The sequence below is a fragment of the Streptomyces sp. NPDC002889 genome (assembly GCF_042888425.1).
Classification (GTDB): domain Bacteria; phylum Actinomycetota; class Actinomycetes; order Streptomycetales; family Streptomycetaceae; genus Streptomyces.
Genome location: NZ_JBIAPT010000019.1, coordinates 91,436 through 110,600 on the forward strand (window position 1 = coordinate 91,436; position 19,165 = coordinate 110,600).

At 66.7% G+C, this 19,165-nt stretch carries 15 protein-coding genes; 7 read left to right on the plus strand and 8 right to left on the minus strand.

The window, feature by feature from the left end; all coding sequences use genetic code 11:
• Positions 1-3 precede the first annotated feature (3 nt).
• A complete protein-coding gene (locus ACFYWI_RS26705; RefSeq protein ID WP_389237232.1) occupies positions 4-1,233 on the minus strand; it encodes a glycosyltransferase 87 family protein in 1,230 nt (409 codons plus the stop codon).
• Between the two features lie 77 nt (positions 1,234-1,310).
• Positions 1,311-2,804 (minus strand): polyprenol phosphomannose-dependent alpha 1,6 mannosyltransferase MptB, encoded by a 1,494-nt coding sequence (gene mptB, locus ACFYWI_RS26710; protein WP_389237234.1) that lies wholly within the window; start codon positions 2,802-2,804, stop codon positions 1,311-1,313.
• Positions 2,805-3,366: 562 nt separating this feature from the next.
• On the opposite strand from mptB, the gene ACFYWI_RS26715 reads away from it, so the two are divergent.
• A complete protein-coding gene (locus ACFYWI_RS26715) occupies positions 3,367-4,299 on the plus strand; it encodes a hypothetical protein (protein ID WP_389237236.1) in 933 nt (310 codons plus the stop codon).
• A 583-nt stretch (positions 4,300-4,882) separates the two neighbouring features.
• On the opposite strand, the gene ACFYWI_RS26720 is transcribed toward ACFYWI_RS26715, so the two are convergent.
• Entirely contained in the window at positions 4,883-7,306 is a 2,424-nt protein-coding gene (locus ACFYWI_RS26720) for an ATP-binding protein (RefSeq protein ID WP_389237238.1), read from the minus strand.
• Positions 7,307-8,065: 759 nt separating this feature from the next.
• Here ACFYWI_RS26720 and ACFYWI_RS26725 point away from each other — a divergent pair.
• Complete coding sequence (locus ACFYWI_RS26725) at positions 8,066-8,878, plus strand: IS5 family transposase (RefSeq protein ID WP_389237240.1); 813 nt, start codon at positions 8,066-8,068, stop codon at positions 8,876-8,878.
• On the opposite strand, the gene ACFYWI_RS26730 is transcribed toward ACFYWI_RS26725, so the two are convergent.
• Complete coding sequence (locus ACFYWI_RS26730) at positions 8,814-9,326, minus strand: hypothetical protein (protein ID WP_389237379.1); 513 nt, start codon at positions 9,324-9,326, stop codon at positions 8,814-8,816. The two genes, ACFYWI_RS26725 and ACFYWI_RS26730, sit on opposite strands and share 65 nt — an antisense overlap.
• Positions 9,327-9,781: 455 nt before the next feature.
• On the minus strand, positions 9,782-11,284 hold the full coding sequence (locus tag ACFYWI_RS26735) for a recombinase family protein (protein ID WP_389237242.1): 1,503 nt from the start codon (positions 11,282-11,284) through the stop codon (positions 9,782-9,784).
• 22 nt (positions 11,285-11,306) lie between these two features.
• On the opposite strand from ACFYWI_RS26735, the gene ACFYWI_RS26740 reads away from it, so the two are divergent.
• A complete protein-coding gene (locus tag ACFYWI_RS26740) occupies positions 11,307-11,771 on the plus strand; it encodes a GatB/YqeY domain-containing protein (protein ID WP_389237244.1) in 465 nt (154 codons plus the stop codon).
• Between the two features lie 163 nt (positions 11,772-11,934).
• Here the strand turns inward: ACFYWI_RS26740 and ACFYWI_RS26745 are convergent, their stop codons facing one another.
• The gene (locus tag ACFYWI_RS26745; RefSeq protein ID WP_389237246.1) at positions 11,935-14,178 is read right to left on the minus strand and encodes a transglycosylase domain-containing protein; all 2,244 of its coding nucleotides are present in this window, start codon (positions 14,176-14,178) and stop codon (positions 11,935-11,937) included.
• A gap of 395 nt (positions 14,179-14,573) precedes the next feature.
• Between ACFYWI_RS26745 and ACFYWI_RS26750 the strand changes: the two genes are divergently transcribed.
• Positions 14,574-14,918, plus strand: a complete 345-nt coding sequence (locus tag ACFYWI_RS26750; RefSeq protein WP_187283156.1) for a WhiB family transcriptional regulator — start codon at positions 14,574-14,576, stop codon at positions 14,916-14,918.
• Positions 14,919-14,930: 12 nt separating this feature from the next.
• Here the strand turns inward: ACFYWI_RS26750 and ACFYWI_RS26755 are convergent, their stop codons facing one another.
• The gene (locus ACFYWI_RS26755; protein ID WP_389237248.1) at positions 14,931-16,268 is read right to left on the minus strand and encodes an ArsA family ATPase; all 1,338 of its coding nucleotides are present in this window, start codon (positions 16,266-16,268) and stop codon (positions 14,931-14,933) included.
• Entirely contained in the window at positions 16,265-17,227 is a 963-nt protein-coding gene (locus ACFYWI_RS26760) for an ArsA family ATPase (protein WP_389237250.1), read from the minus strand. Before ACFYWI_RS26760 ends, ACFYWI_RS26755 begins: the two co-directional genes overlap by 4 nt.
• Positions 17,228-17,323: 96 nt before the next feature.
• On the opposite strand from ACFYWI_RS26760, the gene ACFYWI_RS26765 reads away from it, so the two are divergent.
• The 3 genes from ACFYWI_RS26765 (at position 17,324) to ACFYWI_RS26775 (ending at position 19,093) form a co-directional block, all read left to right on the plus strand.
• Positions 17,324-17,485, plus strand: coding sequence for a DUF4177 domain-containing protein (locus tag ACFYWI_RS26765; protein ID WP_389237252.1), 162 nt, complete (start codon positions 17,324-17,326; stop codon positions 17,483-17,485).
• Positions 17,482-17,952, plus strand: coding sequence for a RidA family protein (locus ACFYWI_RS26770; protein ID WP_389237254.1), 471 nt, complete (start codon positions 17,482-17,484; stop codon positions 17,950-17,952). Before ACFYWI_RS26765 ends, ACFYWI_RS26770 begins: the two co-directional genes overlap by 4 nt.
• A gap of 277 nt (positions 17,953-18,229) precedes the next feature.
• Positions 18,230-19,093 (plus strand): NUDIX hydrolase, encoded by an 864-nt coding sequence (locus tag ACFYWI_RS26775; RefSeq protein WP_389237256.1) that lies wholly within the window; start codon positions 18,230-18,232, stop codon positions 19,091-19,093.
• The last annotated feature ends 72 nt before the right edge of the window (positions 19,094-19,165 follow it).

The window sequence follows — 19,165 nt, forward strand, 5'->3', positions numbered from 1 at the left end:
CCGTCAGGGTCGGGGGAGCGCCCGGTCCTTCCCGGGATCGGTGAGCGCGGGCAGCACCGGGAGGGTGAGCAGCAGGCCGAGCGAGATCCAGACGTATGTGTTGCCGCCCACGAAACCGTCGATGCCGGACGAGTCCCTGCTCCACAGCCACACCACGCTGCTGCACAGCACCACGTAGAGCGCCGTGGTCCAGCCGAGGAGCCGGCGGCGGCGGGAGGAACCGGGTGTCGAGCGGAGGCCGGCGTCGACGAGGACGGCGAGGGCCGGGATCAGCCACACCAGGTGGTGCACCCAGGTGACCGGGCTGATCAGGCACGCGGTGATGCCGGTCAGCGCGAAGCCGGCCCCGTCGTTTCCGGCTGTGGCGGCCCGGCGGGCGCGCCACGCCCAGACGCACAGGAGGGCGATCACGCCGATCGCCCATACCGCACGGCTCGGAGCGGCGGGCTCCGTGAGGCGGGCCACCAGTCCTTGCCAGGACTGGTTGGAGACATAGGCGAGCGACCCGACGCGGTCGGTGTTCCATATCGCCTCGGTCCAGTAGACACGGGATGCCTCCGGTGCCGCCCACAGGGTGAGCAGCGTGGCGCCGAGCGCGGTGGTGGTGGCGGTGGCGGCGGCGCGGGTGCGGCGGGTGAGGAGCAGATAGCCGATGAAGATCGCCGGGGTGAGCTTGATCGCGGCTGCCAGACCGATGCCGATGCCCGCGTACGGCGCGAACCGTGCGTAGGGCGCTTGCCGTGTGGAGACGGCGAGCCGTGTGGACGGGGCGTGTCGCGCGGTCCGCGCATCGCTGATGGACAGCAGCCGGGCATCCGCGAGCACGAGCAGGAGGAGCAGCAGATTCACCTGCCCGAAGCTGACGGTGTCGCGGACCGGCTCGAGCAGGGCCAGCAGACAGCCGACGACGGCGAACGCGAACCACCGGTGCTTGCTGTGCCTGCGCAGGGTCGCACCCGCCGACCAGTGCAGAATCACCGCCGCCGCACCCGCGTTGAGCAGCACACTGATCGCGACCGCGCAGGGCCAGTCGACCAGGGTCATCGGCAGCATGACCACGGCGGCGAATGGCGGATAGGTGAAGCCGTAGTGCGTGCCGGGCACCAGGTAGTCGTAGATACGGCCGGTGCGGCTCCAGTGGTCGACCGTCCCGTAGTACACGCCGAGGTCGAACCAGTCCCGGTGCAGGGGGACCGTGGCGAGGAACACCCCGACCGCGGTCGCCAGCCCCATGAGCGTGAGCACACGGCCGCGGGTGGTCGTCGGACCACGCCTGGCCAGGGGCCGCATCGTCGTCGGGGGTGACTGGGTCACGCGGTACTCGCAAGAGCGCGATGTACGGAGCGTCGGGCGACGCGGTGCGCACACCACAGCGCTGCCACGGCGAGCAGTCCGCCCGCTACGGCCAGCGCCAACTGCGGTCCGGCCGGGGCGAATCCACTGGGCAGTACGGCCAGGGCGAGTACACCACTGGCCGCGGCGACGGACCGGCGTACGGAATGGACGGGTCCCGCGGCGGCTATCAGGAACAGTCCCCACAGCAGGTACCAGGGGCGGATCGCGGGTCCGAGGAGGGCCACCGCCATCAGGCTCAGACCGAGCGCGTACACGGGGCGCAGCGCGTGGTGCCGACGCCAGGCGATCAGGGTCGCGAGCGCGGTGGCGGCGAGCCCGAGCAGATGCCAGGCGGGCGCGGCGAAGGGCGCGAAGGGGGCGAGTGCGGTGCCCGCGTCCTGAAGGAGGGTGGTGGTCATCCGGCCGAGCGTTGTGGTGAGGGACCAGTTACCGGGTGATACGGGGGTGTCGAGGGCGGTCAGCCAGCCATATCCCGTACCGGTGAGGGCTGTTGTCGCCGCCGTCGTGACCGCGCAGACCGCCGGCACGCCAAGGCATGCCGTCAGCAGCGGGTGCCGGTGCCATGGGACCCGAAGGCGCAGGGCCGGGATCCATGAGGCGCGCTCCCGTGGTGTCGTCATCTGCCGGGCCCACAGCAGTGCCACTGCCACCAGCCCCAGGGCCGCCGGCGCCTTCACCAGCGCCGCGAACGTGACCAGCACGGTGGCCACCACCGGCCGTCCGCCCAGGGCGGCCACCAGGCCCGCACCCAACAGCCCGAGCATGACCGCGTCATTGTGTGCGCCGCCCACAAGATGCAGCAGCACCAGCGGGTTGAGCGCGCCGAGCCAGAGCGCCGCGGCGGGATCGGCCCCGCAGTGCCGGGCCAGCCGGGGCAGCGCGGCGGCCATCAGCGCCAGTCCGACGAGCGCCACCAGCCGCATGCCGAACACGCCCGTGGACATCTGCGCCCGGGTCAATCCCGCCACGAACGATGCGCAGGCGAGGAAGACCGGGCCGTACGGCGTCGGGGTGTCCCGCCACAGCGGCGCGACCTCGGCGGTGAGCGGGCCGCCGAGGCGGGAGGGCCCGTACGCGTAGACATCGAGCCGCGCGTCGACCATGGCGCCCTGCGCGAGATAGCTGTACACGTCCCTGCTGAACAGCGGCGGGGCCACCACGAGCGGGACCGCCCACAGGACCAGTGTCAGCAGCAGGGTGCGCGGGGCAGGCGGCCGCGCTCCGCGGACCGCCCGGCCGAGCAGCCACCAGGCCACTATCAGCAGGACGAGTCCGAAGTACACGCCGACCAGACCGAGTGCGGCTCGACCCGAGCCGGGGTCGAGCACCTCCCGCACCGGCAGCGCCCCGGCGCTCACACCGCCTGCGGCGAGAGCCGTGGAGCCCACCAGTCCCAGCAGTTGGCAGTGACGCGGGTCGACGGGAAGGCGGAGGCGGATGGCCGGCATCTGCGCAGGCTGTCAACGGGCGGTGACGACAGGGCGACGCGGCCGTCGCCATGGGGCGGCCGGAGCATGTCCGCCGCCTTACGAAAGCGCTGCTCCGTCGCCCGGTGGGTGCGAGGAAATGCGTGGGCGCGTTTCTCCCTGTGCCTGACACACCGGGCGAGGCCCTTGCCTGCCGGCGCACAGGAATGATCAGCAGACGAAACGACTCAGGCCTCCGCGAGAGAGCTCTTCCCTTGCGCCTTGGGCTTGCTCGCCGACTGAGCTTCCGTGCCCATGCGCACCTCAATGAGCCTGACTGACCGCCTGATCTGGCGTGCTTATGGCGCGCGCGTCGCGATCCCCGCCTATGCCGTGGCTGACGGGACCAAGCCCTGCTCTTGGTCGTCGTCGAGCCGGTGAAGGGTGGGCCGGGCTGTTGGTGCCCCGGAGCGGCCCGATCCGGTGACTATGTGGCGAAGGGCGATCAGTTGCGGGCAGGTGCGCAACGCACACTTCCAGTGGCCCGGGGGTGGTTACGGTGGGTGGTTCGTGTGTCATGGGCCATCGAAGGGGCATGCCTGCGGTGAGGTGGCGTCTGCGCAGGTTTTTCAGGGAGTCCGGTCTACTGCTGGCTGTCTTGTTGCTCTTCTCCCCTTTGTCGCATGCCTCGTACGACCCCGGAGACAGCTTCGGGTCGGCTGTCCGAGTCGTAGACGTACCGATCGTCGCGCTGCTTGTCCTGTGCTCGGTGAACGGGTTGCGATGGTGGTTGCGGTACAAGCGTCCCTGGCAGACGCTGGACTGCGCGGAGGCCATCGGCCCGGTGCTCGCGTCGGAAGCCCCGTACTGTCTGCTGCTACGGACCTTCGGCGGGGACGGAAGCGTTTTGCTTCTCACCACCCCGCTTATCGGGTTGTGGTCCCCCGCCCTGACGTTGGAACAGGTGACGGCACGGGCCATGTCACGTCACCACCGCATGCGGACCTACACATTGGTGGACGCGGATGTGCGGCATTCGCCGCCTGGGCCGGTGTACCTGCGCTCACCGGACGACGAATGGAGGTTCCACATTGCCGCGCTGATGGGAAAGGCAGCTCATATCGTTCTACTCCTCGCTCCCGGTCGAGAGATGCGCCGTTCCCTCGAGTGGGAGATCGATGAGATTCGGGGGAGGGGACTCCAGCACCGTGTGATCATTGTCTTCCCGCCCTGCGGCTGGAAAGGCCGGTACTACAGGTCGCATCTGGAGGCTCGCCGGAATGTCGAGCAGATCCTGACGAGGCTTGAACTGTCCGGTGTTGACGTCCGCACCGAGGCAGAGAGGATGCATCACGCGTTAGCCGTACGGATTGCGGAGATGTGGGACGGCAAACGGCGGAAGACGCACGGTCTCATCATCGCCTCGACGGTTCTGACCCGGTGGAGGCTCATCTCGGCCAGCACCTATGACGGCGCTTTCGCCGTCATAGGGAAGCAATTCGCCCGGGCAGCCTTCCCGCCAGATGCTACTGGCTGACGTCCGGCACCATGATTATCTGACCTGCGGCGACCAAGGCGAGGGTGATTTGTCCGGAACTTCGTCATGTATTCGGGCGCCAACATTGTGAAACGGGTGGGCGGGCCGGCGTCAGAGTCGCACCCCCCCAGGATTATCGATGACCAAGGACACGCCAGTGTTCTCGTCCCATGTCTCCACGTGCACCCTGCGCCCGATCAGCGCCTCTGTGCCGTGAAGAAGGCGAGTCGGCCAGTCTGAAAGCCCTGGGCCTTGGGCTGAAGGCCTCCCTTTGAAGCGAGTAACGGGAATCCAAGCCGTCCTGAGCTTGGCTGTGACGGTTCAGGGTGGATCCCGGGTGAGAAGTGCGGCAACGACCGTTCCCCCACGCACCGACCATCTGGGCAAGGCCCGCTGCGCCGGCTGACATCCCCATTGACGTAGTTGCACAACTCCTCGCGCTCCTCAGTCCCGAATAGGCATCATCGTGGGTTCGTACACGGCGTTCACCGCCAGGGCGACTGTGTCGACTCATCGGCGGCCTCATCGTCAAGGCCATGCGCGTCCGTAGCACCAGCCCTGTGCAGGAGCACCCAGGAATAGTTCAATCGCGATCCAGGGTCTGACGCAGAGTCTCCGCGATCATATTGGTCGCCCTCCGAAAGGCGTCGACCCAGTCTGCAGGCTGATCTCCAACTGTAATTCGGACATTGTCGCCGTCCAAATTACCGTAAAATTGTTGAGCAACACCTCTGTCGACGATGAGCAGGACCGGGACGCCACATGCGCGCGCAGCTCCTTTCTCCTCAATTACCCAAGTAGAAGCAATTGACCCCCCATCCCCCTCTATCTTGTCGCGAGGTGTCAGGACTCCGACGAACATAGAAGAAGACCTGATCCGACTAAGTATCTGCTCAGAAAGCGATCCGGCGGCGTCTACCTGTCCGTCGATGACCGATATGCCTCGGTCCTGGAGCAGGTGCTTGAATCCTTGGACAAGACTAGCTGTCGGCTGATCGTACCCATAGGCGAGAAATACCGTTTCGTTTTCCTTCTTCAATATCCCACTCCTGAGAAGTTCTGCCTCCTTTTCTGCTACCCTTTTCTGGGCCTCGGAGAGCATTTGACGCAGCCGCGCCAACTCTGAATCCAGATCCGTTGAACGCCGCAGGAAACTCAGCATCAGGCTGGACAGGCTGGGCGCCATTTCAGCAATGACGCGAGTGTTTGTATCGCCGAACACCAGGACCGACATGAAGTAGATCTGCTTGAGCGCCAATTTGATGTGCGAATCAACGCCGTGTTCCCTGGCGTAGCGCAATATTTCCTGAACCAGGATATTGTTGGCGTTGATGCACAGGGTGTAAGGGCGATAGTTTCCCGGACTGGCTGCACCCACGAGTAGTTGTATTACTTCCTCCCGCCCTTCGGGCGTTGACCAGTCGAACTCCCTGTCATGGCGGTCTTGGTCGCCAACCGGGACGATGACACCCGCCAGCTCCGACGGCTCGAATTTACTCAATCGAGCGTTATAGCCAAGCGCGCGGCAGGTCTCCGAAATGATCCTGGCGTCGTCAGTGTCACACTCGAAATTCAGGACGTACTCAAGTCCGTCCTCTATTGGGACCAGGGAGAGTGACGAGTTGTCGGCCCCGTATTGTTGGAGAAAGTCGCGCTCGTAGAAGTTTCGTGCATCGATGAAGTGGAGTCCGCGTTCATCGAACAGCAGGCTCTCCTGTACTCCCGCACTTTCATGGCGCCGGAATCCTTGTGCGAAGTAAAAGAGAATCCTCCTGCCGCCCTCCTCCATACACTTTCCTTGTGCGATTGCTGTTGCAAGAGACATTCGTTCTCCGCCAATGCGGAACGGTACGATGTCTCGCACTGACCGGTAGAAATCTCCCTCGCCGTAGCGCGCATCTTCTACTGCGGATCGCATGATGTGCTCTGCGTGGATATCGAATACGCTGTTCCACCGTTGCCGTATACGGGATCTACGGTCTGATAGGTCACGCACCATGGCCTGAGTCAGCTTTTCCGCCACAACCTTCTTGACCGCCTGCCATATGGTGTTCTTCATCACGTTGTCGCGACCAAGGGTCAAGTCAAGATCTGGGCACTCGATACCTCCGAGAACGAAGCGTGCCCATGAAGGAAGGCCATCCCTGATCTCGCCCACGTAGAGACCTGACGTGTAGAGCCGAGGCTCTTGACTCCAACGCGGCTGATCAGGGATAGCGAGGTACCCGGAGATGCTTAGGTGCGGAACGGATTCTGAGCCGATGATAACCGGGCCGTCATGCTCGATGAAGAAGTTCACCAAGGGCCTTTTGTTGAAATTCGAACGCAGATAGGCGTCGGCAAGGCCTTGATTGTCAGTGTCTCTCCAGGGAGGCAACTCGTGGTTTGCCGGTAGAGTTGAGTTGTTGATGTAGTAGGGCGTTCGAATGAACGGGCAATATTTCGCCAGTGCCTCGGTGATGGTCATGGTGCTTATCTTGTTTCGGAATTCCTCCTTGAGGACAAGCGTCACGGTCGTGCCTCGGGGTAGAATCTTCGGACTTGGGTGAATGTCGTAGTAGCCGTCCCCTTTCGAGTGCCACAGAGACCCCGGCCCGCTTTCTTGCTGGTGACGAGTTTCAATGTGGACATCATCGGCGATAATAAATGTGGAAAGAAAGCCGATTCCGAACTGTCCGGCGATTCCTCGAGCCGGCTTGAAATGCTTCTTTTCCAACTCCTTTCGAAGCTCTGCCTTCGTGGAGGAGGCGATGGTGCTCAGTACCTCTTTAAGGCATTTTTCATCCATTCCAATTCCGTTGTCGGTGATTGATAACCTGTGGCTGTGAGGGTCGACGGAAATGTCGATGCGCCCTTTTGGTGCACCCAGGAGCCCCTCTGCGAGAATGCATGCGTCGTTGGCGTTCTGCAAGAGTTCTCGCAGTGAAATGGTTGGGTCGTTGTAGAGATTGATCCCCAGGCGGCGGGTCAGTTCAGGAATGTTCGTCTCGAAGCCATAACGCGCCATGCGTGAATTTCCTTGGTGGTTGAGTGTCGAGTAGAAGTGTGGTCGACGGAAATCATGTAGCCCTGAGGTTTCGCACGGTGCCCTGATGCCCTGCCGCCGCAGGTATTTTGGCACGACAGCCTACGTGGCCACCAGGTTCATTCACCTGATCATCCAGAGCCTTCCCGTGCTTGCAGCGATTCTGGTTGGTGCACTAGTTCGAGCCTTCGCATGTGCCGGCCAAAGGGTGATGAGACGAGTAAGGGAGATCAACACGAGCTCTCTCGGCCAGAGGTCTTTGAAGGCGTACTCAAAGCGTCGTGTCTGTCGTAAGGAATTTGAAAGTGCCGGTGTGTACGCAGGTCGGCGTAGTGGCTTTGGGTAGGAGCTGCCTTGGCGCGAGTGATCACGGCCTCGTAAGATTCCGGCACGTCGGGGGTCCGTAGACCTGCCCGGTAGAACATGATGTTTGGGCCATGATCTTCGCGGCTCGCGCCACAGCGGCTGTGTAACTGGCTGTTCTCTATCCGTTCGCGTGGTCGGTCCGATTCGAACGGGGTGCTGGATCGGGTGAGTTGGCCGGTGCGGCGGCATGAAGGAAGGGCCTCTTGGTAGCTCGCGGTTGTTGAGTCCAGCGAGAAGCAAGAGGCCCTGTTGTCGAAGTGTTGCGTGGTCGCGGTTGCCGGGTCCAGTGCGTCCACTCCTGGGTGTGACTGTCTCGCCCATAGGTTCGGGAACGCGGCCGACCGGCCGGAGCGCCGGCCCCGGTACGGCTCGGACATGAGCGATGCCGAGTGGGCATGGGTGCGGGATCTGCTGCCGGTGCCGGGATGGCTGGCGGGCCGGGGCGGGTGTCCGGAGGGCTACTGCCACCGGCAGATGATCGACGCGGTGCGCTACCTCGTCGACAGCGGCATCAAGTGGCGGGCTATGCCGTGTGACTTCCCGCCCTGGCCGCGCGTGTACGCCTTCTTCGCCCGCTGGCGGGATGCGGGACTGGTGGCCGAGCTGCACGACCGGCTGCGCGGAGCCGTCCGCGACGTGGAGGGCCGTGAGGAGGAGCCGAGTGCGGCGGTCGTGGACTCGCAGTCGATGAAGGCGGACGCCACCGTCACCCTCGCCTCCCGGGGATACGACGCCGGGAAGAAGATCAACGGACGCAAGCGGCACCTGCTCACCGACACGCTCGGGCTCCTTCTGGCCGTGCTGGTCACGCCAGCCTCCACGACCGACCGGGACGCCGCCCGGATCCTGCTGCCGACGGCGAAGAGCCGCTTGCGGCGGCTGTCGCGGGTCTGGGCCGACGGCGGTTACACCGGCCATCTCGCCGACTGGACCGCCCGGCACCTCGGACTCGTTCTCGACGTCGTCCGCCGCAGCGATGACGCCTGCGGCTTTCAGGTCCTGCCCCGCCGCTGGGTCGTGGAAAGATCCTTTGCCTGGTTCCTGCGCAGCCGGCGTCTGGTCCGTGACTACGAGCGGCGCACCGACACCAGCGAAGCCGTCATCCTGTGGTCGATGACCACGCTCATGAGCCGCCGTCTGGCCGCTCAGCACCAGCACCAGGAACCTGTTCCGGTGCGGGCAGCGTGAACCTGCCCGGTTTCTCCTCCACCAGCCAGCCCCGCTCCACCAGCCGCTTCAGCCGTGCCCTCGCTCCCTCGACCCGGGAGGCGGACGCGCTGTCCCAGCCCAGCACCACCGCTGCCCGCCGGGCCCCCAGCCCGTCGCCTCCCGCCTCCACAGCGGCGGCCATCAACGCCTGGTAGTCCACCGACAAACCCTCAACCCCGCCCGCGTTCTGCCGATGAGGCACCGCCCGGCGCGGTCCCACCGGCTTCCTCTGCGACGCCCCGTCGGCCACCACGGCGGGCGCATCCCCCTCGGACAGCGCCTCCAGATACTGCTCCAGGCCGATCACCCGGCGCCTGAGCACCTCTTCCGCGTCCGCCAGAGCCGCCCGCACCCGCTCCAGCTCGGCCTCGAGTTGTTCCACCCGCACCGCCGCGGCCTTCTGCCGCGCTTCCAGGACCGCCCGCATCGACGGCATCCGCCACCCCCACGACATCTCGGCCAGCAACGAGCCGAGACTTCCGCGACAGCTGCGATCTCATGTCTGACCAGCAAAAGTCGCACACGAGGTTCGGAAAGAGCACGACTTCTAAAGCCGTGGAGCTGATCGATCCAGCCACGACGTAACCCTCCTACGGCAATTGGCTGATTGCTGTGCGCGCGACACGGGCGGCGGCCGGGCTGGAGCGGGGCGGAGCCGGGGCCCGCTGGAGCGGCCTGGTCCCGTCTCCACGCCTGCCGATCTGCACTGCGCGCTTCTGAGTGCGCTGGAATCCGGCGGGGCGTGGGTGACGAACCTGAAGGATCAGCCCGGACAACGCCCGCCGGCCGTCACCTGCTCATGCCTCGCGGCGACGAGCAGCACAGATAGCGATATGGGGCCCGCCTGACCGCGGGCCCCATCGTCTGTCCCCTCATCGACCGTCAGAGCGGGTTCGGCTCTATCTCCACCCGTGAGAAGTCGAAGTATCGGCCCTTCGTGCTCGGCTCGGCGATGATGACCGCGTTGAACAGGAACCGCAGGACAGCATTCATGCGGTCGTAGTCCTTGGCCTTCACCAGCTTCGCCCAACCCTTCTCGGCGTCCGGCCCGACCAGCCCCCGAAGCACCTCGACCGCCGGGCGGACGACCGGCTTGCGCTCGATCTTCGCGATGCGCTCCTCGACCGTCTTCTTCATGGCGCGGTAGTCCTGGGTCTTCAGCTCACGGCTGTTCCACATGTCCTTGAGCTCGACCAGCTCTTCCCGGTCGGCGGCGATCGCCGCCTGATCCTCCGGTGAAATTACGGCGGCCTCTTCCTGGCCGTTCACGTCAAGGCGTTCCAGCAGCCCGATCGCAGCGTCGGTCACGAACTCCTCCAGCGGCCCACTGCTGGCAGTCCGGTAGCAGCGCAACGAGTCGGAACGAGCCGCGCGGTTGCACATGTACTTGCCGCCGCTCCCACCCATGCGGTTGCCGCATCCCTTGCAGACGACCAGCCCGCGCAGGATGTAGGGGTGCTTGGGCGCACTCCGACCCCAGCCCACTGCGGTGCGGTAGCTGCGGCGCTCCTGTGCCTCGTCCCATGTGCCGCGAGGGATGATCGCCGGCCATTCACCCTGGCCGAGCTCCTCCCCTCGGAACACGCGGATGCCGGCCACATGGCGGCTGTCCAGGATCGCCCGGACGGTGAAGCTGTTCCATCCCCTGCCGAGTGCGGTCCGTTCCTCCCGCCGGTTGAGGTCCATGGCTATGGCTGTGGTCGTCTCCCCGACGAGGTACCGGGAGAAAATCTCGCGCACGATCTCGGCTTCTGCGGCAATGATGGCCGTGCCGCTCTTGTCGTAGCCGTACCGCCGCTTGCCGGTGTGCGGCTTCCCGTCCTGGGCGCGGTCGATCAGTGCGTCTTTGAGCCGTCGGGAGGTGTCGTCGCTGGACCTGCAAGCGTGCGCTACCTCGATGCGCAGAAGGAACCGGTCGTCGGGGTCGGCAAGATCCCGTTGGTTCGCCTGACCGTGCAGGGCGATGCTGTGGTCGTCCGCGATCTGCAGCAGCTCCGCAAGATCGCGCGGCTGCCGCATCAGCCGGTCCGGGCGGTAGGTCAGGATGTGCCGGACGCCACCGGACCGTGCCGCATCGAGCAGGGCATCCCACCCCTTCCGCTTCCGGTTGCGCTGCCACGCCGATCGGTAGTTGTCCACGAAGACCATGTGCTGATCCACCGTCACACCGAGGCGCTGGGCGATGTCACGGCAGATACGCTCTTGTCGGTCGACACCGGTTTGATCGTCGTCGTTGACGTGGGAAATCCGGCAGTAGATCGCCGCCGGTTCCCCTGTCCAGTCGGCACGACTGCGCTTGTCCCGCTGAGACCCGGTAATCCGGGCCGGCCTGCGGAGCCGTTCCGAGTCATTGTTGACCTGTGAATCCTCGTTGACCGGGTCCATGAGAAAAGGCTATGAAGAAGTCATGACAACGCTCAAGTCCAAGCTGCAGGAAGACCTCACCGAGGCGATCAGGGCGCGCGACGAACTGCGCTCCTCCACGCTCCGGCTGACCCTCTCCGCCATCACGAAGGAGGAGGTCTCGGGCAAGACGGCCCGGGAGCTCTCCGACGACGAGGTGCAGAAGGTGATCGCCAAGGAGGCGAAGAAGCGCCGTGAGGCCGCCGACGCGTTCGCCCAGGGTGGTCGCGCCGAGCAGGCCGAGCGGGAGAAGGCGGAGGGGGTCATCCTCGACGCCTACCTGCCGCAGCAGCTGACGGACGACGAGCTTCACCGGATCGTGGCGCAGGCCGTCGAGGAGGCCAAGGCCACCGGTGCCGAGGGGCCGCGGGCCATGGGCGCCGTCATGAAGATCGTGAATCCGAAGGTGGCGGGCCGGGCCGAGGGTGGCCGGGTCGCCGCCGCGGTGAAGCAGCTGCTCGCGGGCTGAAGCCGTACCGGCAGAGCGGCACTGCTCGTACCGGCACTGCTCGTACCGGCATCGCTGGTACCGGCACCAGCAGCGCCCGCGGATACGAATCGGGGCCCGGCCTGAAGTTTTGGGCCGGGCCCCGATCCGTGCGTACGGCTCCGCTGCGCGTACTACCTCACCGTCACGGCCAGTCGCCGCCGGTCGAGCCGCCGTTCCCCTGACCGCGGTTGTTGCCGCCACCGATCAGGTCCGGCGGGATCGAGATCCCGGGCCACGGCTCCTGCCCACCGGGGCGACCGCCGTTGCCGGGCTTCTCGTGGTCGCCCGGCCTCTCCTTGTCCCTCTCCTTCACCCTGCCTCGCGGTACCGAGATGGGGTTGAAGGCGGGGGTCTCGGAGGCGTTGAGCGCCCCGGTCATCGCGATCTTCCAGATGGGACCCGGGAGGCAGCCGCCGCAGACCTTGTCGTAGTACTGGCCGCCGATGGTGATCCGGTACATCGACGTCTTCTCACCGATGTCGTCACCGACCCACACCGCCGTGGCCAGGTTGGGCGTGTACCCGACGAACCAGGCGTCCTTGCGGTCGTTCGTCGTACCGGTCTTGCCGGCGTTGTCGCGGTCGCTCAGACCGGCCTGCGTACCGGTGCCGTCCTCGACCACGCCCTTGAGCATCTGGTTGACGGTGTCCGCGGTCTGCTCGCTCATTGCTTGTGAGCACTGGGTCTTCGGCACGCCCAGGCTCTTGCCCTCGGGGTCCGTGATGGACTCGATGGCGATCGGCGTGCAGTACGTGCCGCGGTTGGCGAACGTGGCGTAGGTGGCGGCCATCGAGAGCGGGGTGCTCTCCTCACCGCCGAGCGTGATCGACGGGTTCTCGCCGAGCTTCTTGCCGTCGCCCCGCTGGTAGCCCATCTTCTTCGCCATCTCGACCGTCTCGCACAGCCCGGTCATCTGCTCCAGCTGGGCGAAGTAGGTGTTGATGGACTTGCCGAGCGCGCTCGTCATGTCCCAGGTGCCGGCTTCCGTCCGCAGCTCGTTCTGGGGGTCCCAGGTGCCGGTGCCCGCGGGGGAGCCCGAACAGTTGGTGAAGGAGCGCATCGGCAGGGAGATCTTCCACGGCGTGGAGAACGACTGGGCCGGGCTGAGCCCCTTCTCCAGCGCGGCCGCGGCAGTGATCGGCTTGAACGTCGAGCCGACCTGGAAGCCGTAGGTCGTGCCGCCCATCTTGTTGTCGACGGCGAGGTTCAGGACCGTCTCGTGCTGCTTCTGGTCCAGGCCGTACGGGCGGGACTGGCCCATCGAGAGGATCTTGCCGGTGCCCGGCTGGACCTGCACCACTGATGCCGCGACCTTGTCGGTCTTGTTGACCTTGGAGGTGGCGGCCTCGTTGGCAGCCTTCTGGGCCCGCGGGTCGAGCGTGGTCCTGACGGTCAGACCGCCCAGGTTCCACAGCCTCTGCCGCTCCTTCTCCGTCTTCCCGAAGGCGGGGTCGGAGAGGATGGTCTTGCGCACGTAGTCGCAGAAGAAGCCCGAGCCGCTGACGGCGGTGATGCAGCCGTTCTTCGGCTTGCTGACCTTGAGCTTGATCGGGGCGGCCTTCGCCCGGTCCGCCTCCTCCTGGGAGATGTCGCGGGTGTCCGCCATGCGCTGCAGCACAGTGTTGCGGCGCTTGGTGGCCTCTTCCGCGTCGTTGACCGGGTCGTAGCGGCTCGGCGACTGGACGACGCCGGCGAGCATCGCCGCCTCCTCCAGCTTCAGGTCCTTGGCCGACTTGGAGAAGTAGCGGTGGGCCGCCGCCTCCACGCCGTACGCCTGCTGCCCGAAGAAGGTGATGTTGAGGTAGTTCTCGAGGATCTTCTTCTTGCCCAGTTCCTCCTCGACCTGGATCGCGTACTTGAGTTCGCGGATCTTGCGGCCGATGGTCTGCTGGGTGGCCTCGGCGACCTTGTCGGGGTCGTCACCCGCCTCCTCGACGAAGACATTCTTCACATACTGCTGGGTGAGGGTGGAAGCGCCCTCGGAGACGCCGCCCGACTGCGCGTTCTTGTTGAGCGCGCGCAGCACACCCTTGAGGTCGATCGCCCCGTGCTCGTAGAAGCGGGCGTCCTCGATCGCGACGATCGCCTTCTGCATGTAGGGGGAGATGTCCTTGAGCGGCACCACCGTACGGTCGCGTGAGTAGACCGTGGCGATCGGCCCGCCCTTGGAGTCGAGAATGGTGGTGCGCTGACTCAGCGGCGGGGTCTTGAGGTTGGAGGGGATCTCGTCGAACCCCTCGACCGTTCCCTTGGCCGCCAGCCCCAGAGCGCCGAAGGCGGGCAGGGCGATGCCTGCCAGCACTGCTCCGGAGAGCACACTGACACCGAGGAACTTGGCGGCCTGCTGGGTCCCGGTCAGACCTCCGCCCGAGCGCTTGTTTGGCATGGGGGCAGCCTACGTTCTCATTCGCCGGACACGCGTATATGCCTTGGCCTAAGCTGCTCTCAACTGTCACAGCAGTGCGGTTTTGTATCAAGTCCCCGACGCAACCTTCGCTGTACCCGAATCCGGCGGCGTTGTGTCCGAATCCGCCCTTTGCGTCATCCGGCGTCCGATGTGACTCAGCCGAAGTGTCTCAGTTTGACGGGAATGCTACGTATGCCCTCAGGTCACTCCCCTGGGTGATCTGCCGCGTACGCATAGTCCGTTCGGGCCATTCAAGATTGGGCCCCACGGGGGTGTTGCGCTGTCCCCGCCTTCCGTAACGTCCTCAACTGGCAGCGGTGAATATGCCGCTGCCGCCGTGGGGGAGCCTCGATTCGGGAGAGGACGGCGCCGGCATGGGCTGGGTAACCGACTGGAGTGCGCAGGCAGCCTGCCGCACTACCGATCCGGATGAACTGTTCGTACAAGGGGCAGCGCAGAACAGGGCCAAGGCGGTGTGCACCGGATGTCCGGTGCGGACCGAGTGCCTGGCCGACGCGCTCGACAACCGTGTCGAGTTCGGCGTCTGGGGTGGTATGACCGAGCGGGAGCGGCGCGCACTGTTGCGCAGGCGCCCCACGGTCACCTCCTGGCGCAGACTGCTCGAAACCGCGCGTACAGAATACGAGCGCAGCGCGGGCATTCTGCCTGTGGGGCTTGATGACGACGAGACCTACGAGGCGTACGCCGCCGTGGGTTAGCCGCCCGCGCGGCTACACAGCTCCGGCCGGTGTACGACCCCCGGTCGCGAGCCGGTCACCGATGGCCCGAAGCCCCTCGAGGTCGTGTACGTCGCCGGGCAGCGCGCCCACTTCGGCCACGGCCACCTCGGGGTGCAGTGCGGTGAAGCGGTCACGCGTGCGCTGCTCGCGGGCGAGCACCTGCATCCTCTCGGCATGCAGACGCAGCAGGCCGGCGGTCAACTGCTGCGTGGTCTGCTGGTCCTGTTGTGCACTGTCGTGCGCGGCGGGGCCTGATCCGGGGTGTTCCACGAGGGCTTCGGGGGCTGGGTCAGAGCCGGGGGTGTGCTCCACGGCCGGGGATTCGGGAGAGACGGCCGTGGCGTCACGAACACCAGTCTTCCCGGACGTTTGATCCACAATGCCACCCTCGGCAAGATTTTCTGCGGCGGCAAGTGCCCGCTCGGCGGAGAGCTTTGCGGCTCCGCTGCCGTGCACCCGGTTGAGCACCAGGCCGGCGAGCGGCATGTCCTCCGCCGCCAGCCGCTCCACGAAGTACGCCGCCTCGCGCAGCGCGTCCCGCTCCGGCGCCGCGACCACGAGGAACGCGGTGCCGGGAGCCTGCAGCAGCCGGTACGTGGCGTCCGCGCGGGTCCGGAAACCGCCGAACATCGTGTCCATGGCAGCCACGAAAGTCTGTACGTCGCGCAGGAGTTGGCCGCCGAGCAGCTTTCCCAGCGTCCCGGTCATCATCGACATGCCGACGTTGAGGAATTTCATCCCCGCCCGGCCCCCCATCTTTGCCGGGGCCATCAGCAGTTTGATGAACTTCCCGTCCAGGAAGGAGCCGAGGCGCTTGGGCGCGTCCAGGAAGTCCAGCGCCGAGCGGGACGGCGGGGTGTCGACGACGATCAGGTCCCACTCGTCCCTGGCGCGCAGCTGCCCCAGCTTCTCCATCGCCATGTACTCCTGCGTGCCCGCGAAACCGGCCGACAGGGACTGGTAGAAGGGGTTCTCCAGGATGGCGCGGGCCCGCTCGGGGTCCGCGTGCGCCTCGACGATCTCGTCGAAGGTGCGCTTCATGTCGAGCATCATGGCGTGCAGTTCCCCGCGGCCGCCGGGGTCCTCGATGCCCTTGACCCTGCGCGGAGTGTTGTCCAGCGAGTCGATGCCCATGGACTGCGCGAGCCGCCGGGCCGGGTCGATGGTGAGGACGACGACCTTGCGGCCGCGCTCGGCCGCCCGTACACCGATGGCCGCCGCGGTCGTCGTCTTGCCGACGCCGCCGGCGCCGCAGCACACGATGATGCGGGTGGCCGGATCGTCGATGAGCGGATCGACCTCGAGAAAGTCCGATGCGTCCAGGGTCATGAGCCGGCCCCTTGCTTTCGCAGTTCCTTCGCCAGTCCGTACAGGCCCGCCAGGTCGACTCCCTCGCTGAGCAGCGGGAGTTCGTACGCGGGAAGGTCCAGAGCGCCCAGCACCCTCCGCTGCCGGCGCTCCAGCTCGACGCGCTGGGCGTGCTCGGCGGCCTGTTGGAGGAGCGGGGTGACCAGTTTCGCACCGCCTCCGACGCCCGCCGCCGTGAGTGCCTTGGTGATGGCGGCGCGCCGGCCGTTGGACGCGTCGCGCACCGCCTCCTCGTCGAGGAGGTGGGGGCGCACCATGTTCACGATCACGTTGCCGACGGGAAGGTCGGCAGCGCGCAGTTCGGCCACACCGTCCGCGGTCTCCTGGACCGGCATCTCCTCGAGCAGCGTGACCAGATGCACCGCGGTCTCGGCGGACTTGAGGACCCGCATCACGGCTTGGGCCTGATTGTGTATCGGGCCGATCCTGGCCAGGCCCGCGACCTCGTCGTTGACGTTCAGAAAGCGGGTGATGCGGCCGGTGGGCGGGGCGTCCATCACCACGTAGTCGTAGACGTAGCGACCCTGTTTGTCCCGGCGGCGTACGGCTTCGCATGCCTTGCCGGTCAGCAGTACATCGCGTACGCCGGGCGCGATGGTCGTCGCGAAGTCGATCGCGCCGAGCTTCTTGAGGGCGCGCCCCGCGCCGCCGAGTTTGTAGAACATCTGGAGGTAGTCGAGGAGGGCGCGCTCGGCGTCGATGGCCAGTGCGTACACCTCGCCGCCGCCCGAGGAGACGGCGATCTTGCGTTCCTCGTACGGAAGTGCCTCTGTCTCGAAAAGCTGGGCGATGCCCTGTCTTCCCTCGACCTCGACGAGGAGGACGCGCTTTCCCTCGGTCGCGAGGGCGAGCGCGAGGGCGGCGGCCACCGTGGTCTTACCGGTACCGCCCTTGCCGCTGACGACCTGGAGCCTGCTCACGTATTCGAGACTAACCAGTCGTCGGGCCGGCTACGCACGAGGCTGCCTGCGGGCTGCGTCACGGGACAGGTCCCGGGTGCGGCTACAGTCGGCTCCATGACCAAGTGGGAATACGCGACCGTGCCCCTTCTCGTGCACGCGACCAAGCAGATTCTGGACACCTGGGGCGAGGACGGCTGGGAGCTCGTCCAGGTCGTTCCCGGGCCGAACAACCCCGAGCAGCTGGTGGCCTATCTGAAGCGGGAGAAGGCCTCGTGAGCGGAGTTGTCGACAGGAAGCTCGCCGAGCTCGGGCTGACGCTGCCGGAGGTCGTGCCGCCGCTGGCCGCGTACCAGCCGGCCGTGGTGTCGGGTGCGTACGTCTACACCGCGGGGCAGCTCCCGATGGTGAAAGGCAAGCTTCCGGTCACCGGCAAGGTGGGCGCCGAGGTCACGCCGGAGGAGGCCAAGGAGCTGGCGCGTACCTGTGCGTTGAACGCGCTGGCCGCCGTGAAGTCGGTCGTCGGCGACCTGGACCGGATCGCCCGGGTGGTCAAGGTCGTCGGATTCGTCGCCTCCGCCCAGGACTTCACCGGTCAGCCCGGTGTGCTCAACGGTGCGAGCGAGCTGCTGGGCGCAGTGCTCGGAGACAAGGGCGTGCACGCGCGCAGCGCGGTCGGTGTCGCGGTGCTGCCCCTGGATGCGCCGGTCGAGGTCGAGATCCAGGTGGAGCTCATCCAGGACTGAGGTCCGGTCCGGGACCCGCGTCCGGAACCCGGGATCGGAACGGGAACGCAGGTCCGTCCGTACGGCCCCGTGGCCTGCCGCTGGTGCGGCGGTCGCGGGGCCGTACGCGTACGACCGGACAACAGGGCAGCGCCACCGGATCGCGGCGGCGGACAAGAACGCGAGCACGGCGCAGGTGAAGCGCGGAGACGCCGACGCCGCCACGTGAGGGGCCGAGGGGTGGCCGGCGATCCGGCCACCCCTCGAACATCCGCGCGTGAGCGCATAGCATCCGCCCATGTCCAATGGTCAGTGGTACCCGCCGGAATGGCCCGACCGGATCCGAGCCCTCGCGGATGGCACACTCGCCGTCGTGGCACCCAAACGCGCCGCGACGGTGATGCTGCTGCGTGACACGGCGGACGGCCCCGCTGTCCACATGCTGCGCCGCCGCGCCTCCATGGCCTTCGCCGGAGGCGCGTACGTCTACCCCGGCGGAGGAGTGGACCCGCGCGACGACCGGCCGGTGCAATGGGCGGGCCCCTCTCTGGACACCTGGGCGGCCCGCCTGGGCACCGACACCGCATCCGCGCAGGCCATCGTGTGCGCGGCGGTGCGTGAGACGTACGAGGAGGCGGGTGTCCTACTCGCCGGCAGCACCGCCGACACGGTCGTCGGGGACACGACGGGCGACGACTGGGAGGCGGACCGGCAGGCGCTGGTCGACCGCGACCTGTCGTTCGCGGACTTCCTGGACCGCCGGGGCCTGGTGCTGCGCTCGGACCTGCTGGGCGCCTGGGCGCGGTGGATCACCCCCGAGTTCGAGCCACGGCGCTACGACACCTGGTTCTTCGTGGCGGTCCTGCCCGAGGGCCAGCGCACCCGCAACGCGTCGACAGAGGCGGACCGCACGGTCTGGATCCGACCGGCCGAGGCGGCCGCGGGTTACGACAAGGGCGATCTGCTGATGATGCCGCCGACGATCTCGACCCTGCGGTCCCTCGAGCCGTACGCGGCGGCCACGGTGGCGCTCGCGGCCGCCGGCGACCGCGACCTGACGCCCGTACTGGCGAAGGCACGGCTGGAGGACGGCGCACTGGTCCTGAGCTGGCCGGGCCACGACGAATTCACCAAGCACATCCCGACGGGAGGTCCGCGATGACGAACGCGTCCGCCGGGCCTGCCCGGGTGCCCTCGCCGTGGGCAGCCGGCCGGGCCGCTGCCCCGGGGCGCA